The 2,201-nt window shown below is 62.7% G+C and carries 5 protein-coding genes; 2 read left to right on the forward strand and 3 right to left on the reverse strand.

Annotated features, from left to right (window positions below):
- Positions 1-529 (reverse strand): DUF4189 domain-containing protein (locus tag AC1DWI_RS20420; protein ID WP_477725603.1); only part of this gene is annotated, 529 nt, incomplete at its 3' end.
- A gap of 29 nt (positions 530-558) precedes the next feature.
- On the opposite strand from AC1DWI_RS20420, the gene AC1DWI_RS20425 reads away from it, so the two are divergent.
- Both AC1DWI_RS20425 and AC1DWI_RS20430 read left to right on the forward strand, forming a co-directional pair.
- The gene (locus AC1DWI_RS20425; RefSeq protein WP_477670549.1) at positions 559-783 is read left to right on the forward strand and encodes a hypothetical protein; all 225 of its coding nucleotides are present in this window, start codon (positions 559-561) and stop codon (positions 781-783) included.
- Positions 770-1,147: a nuclear transport factor 2 family protein gene (locus AC1DWI_RS20430; protein WP_477670550.1), complete on the forward strand. Its 378-nt coding sequence runs from the start codon at positions 770-772 to the stop codon at positions 1,145-1,147. The genes AC1DWI_RS20425 and AC1DWI_RS20430 overlap by 14 nt, the downstream gene beginning before the upstream one ends.
- 31 nt (positions 1,148-1,178) lie before the next feature.
- Here AC1DWI_RS20430 and AC1DWI_RS20435 read toward each other — a convergent pair whose 3' ends face one another.
- Positions 1,179-1,565: an Hsp20/alpha crystallin family protein gene (locus AC1DWI_RS20435; protein ID WP_477670746.1), complete on the reverse strand. Its 387-nt coding sequence runs from the start codon at positions 1,563-1,565 to the stop codon at positions 1,179-1,181.
- Between the two features lie 112 nt (positions 1,566-1,677).
- Positions 1,678-2,115, reverse strand: a complete 438-nt coding sequence (locus tag AC1DWI_RS20440; protein WP_477670551.1) for an Hsp20/alpha crystallin family protein — start codon at positions 2,113-2,115, stop codon at positions 1,678-1,680.
- Positions 2,116-2,201: the final 86 nt, after the last annotated feature.

Consider the following 2,201-nt stretch of genomic DNA (forward strand, 5'->3'; position numbering starts at 1 on the left):
TGCCAAGGTTTTCCCTCACGCGCAGGGTGCCGTTGGCGGTGTAACCCGTGCTCGAAACATAGTCGACCAGCCACTCACCCATCATGGGAAAGCCGCCGCCGGCCGCCTTGTTGTTGCCCTGGGGCGTGGGCTGTGTTTCGGCAGACGCCTTGACGGCGTCGCAGCCCCATGCACGCACCTTGCAGCTGGAACCACCCTTGTCCCGGCATTCCGCCATGGCCCGCGCCTGGGTGTTGGCGCTGGTGGTGCCGGTGCCCCAGCCATACGCGTTGGATCCCTTGGCCTGGTCGGCGGCATAGGCGCCGCACTGGCCGGCGAAGCGCAGCACGATGGAGCAGTCAGTACCGCATTCGCGGATAGAGCGCTGGTCGGCCAGGTCCGAACTGGGGTGGTTGAATGAAAAGCCATACTTTTCACCCTGCAGGGTGTCAATGGCCAATGAACCTGCCGCCATGGCCTGGCTGCCGGCAATGGCCAGCAACAGACTTATGGCAAACCGGGCGACGAGAATTTTCAGTCCTGAAGTCATCATGTTTCCCTCCAAGGAAATATATTTGTATGTACCTGCCTGGAGAATGCCGGCGCGCGGTGCTGCTTGCCGACAGACCCATCGGGATTATCCGCCGGGTTTTGATCGGCGAAGCACGTTTACAGGGGGCTGCCTGCGGCAAAAGCCGCAGCGTGCAACACTTGGGTTTCATCTGCCTTGGTCCGCGCACCCCGCGAAAGCCGAAGCGCATCAACAGCCAAACAAGCGAAGGAAACCCGCATGCCCACGCCTGAAACCGTAGACCGCTTTGTTGCCCGCGTTGAACAGAACGCGCACACCGAAGCGATTGAAGAGTTCTACACGCCTGACGCCACTATGCAAGAGAACCAGCAGCCGCCGCGCCGTGGGCGCGACAAGCTGGTGGAGGGTGAGGCAAAAGTGATGGCGCGCGTGAAGTCGGTCACGTCAACCTGCGTGCGGCCGGTGTTTATCAGCGGTGACAAGGTCGTCATCCGCTGGGTGTTCAATTTTGTGTGGGCCGACGGCAGCACCATGCGCATGGAAGAACTCGCTTACCAGCGCTGGGAAGGCGAGCGCATTGCCGAAGAAACGTTCTTCTATGACCCGGCCCAGCGCACGCCGGTGCCGGCCAAGTAAGCAGGCCGGCGCGGTCGTGCGGGGAGCGCGATCAAGCTGCCTTGATCTCGATGCGCCGGGGCTGTGCGTGCTGCGCCTTGGGTATGCGCAGCTTCAGCACACCGTTCGCGAGTTCGGCGCTGACTTTCTCGGTGTCGAGCTCCTTGCTGAGCGTGAACACGCGGTGAAAGCGGCCCAGCCCCACTTCGGTGTGGGTTGACTGCAAACCTTCGGGCGCAGACAGGGCCGACTCGGCATCAATCGTCAGCGTGTCGGCCTCTACCTGCAGGTGCAGCTTGTCGCGCGGCACGCCGGGCAGGTCGGCATACAGCGTAATGCCGGTGCTGTCTTCAATTACATCGACGGGCGGCGTCAGCGCGCCATTGGCGTAGCGCGATGTGTCTTTCTGCGCCACTTCGTTTGCTTGCCCGGTTTGCATGCTGCGGCCGGTGGTGCTGCCGTTGTTGGCGCTTCCATTACCGCTGCTCCGTGCGGCGCCGCTGTTGCCGCCGGTTTGTTGTGTGTTGGCGTAGTTCATGGCTTGCCTCCTTTCACTGGATGGCGATGCGGCGCGGCTGGGCTGAAGCGCGCCGCTGGATGGTGATGTGGACCAGGCCGTCCTTGAAGCTGGCGTTCACGGCGTCGGGGTCGGCGTCGTCGGGCACGGTGAGCACGCGGCGGAAGCTGCCGGCAAAGCGCTCATTGATGTGCAGGGTCGATTGCGCGCCCGCTTCGGGCAGTTCAGTCTTGCGCTCGCCGGCAATGGTGAGCAGGCCGCGCTCCAGGCTGACGTCGAGCGACTTCGGGTCAATGCCCGGCGCAAAGGCATACACCTCTATCGTTTGCGGTGTGCCGCCAATGTTCAAGGCGGGAAAGCTGCTGCGGCCAAAGCCGCGAATGCTGGGAGACAGATCGAAGGCCTGCTGCACGTCGCGCTGCAGGCGATCGAGTTCGGCGAACATGTCGCGCGGAAATAACGATCGGTACATGGCGAAAACCTCCATACGGGTTGAACATCAGTGCGCTGGAAAACCCCCAAAAAAGCGGCTTCCGGCGCCCGGGAAGAGGATGTAGG

This window comes from Polaromonas sp. P3_C2 (assembly GCF_056402675.1).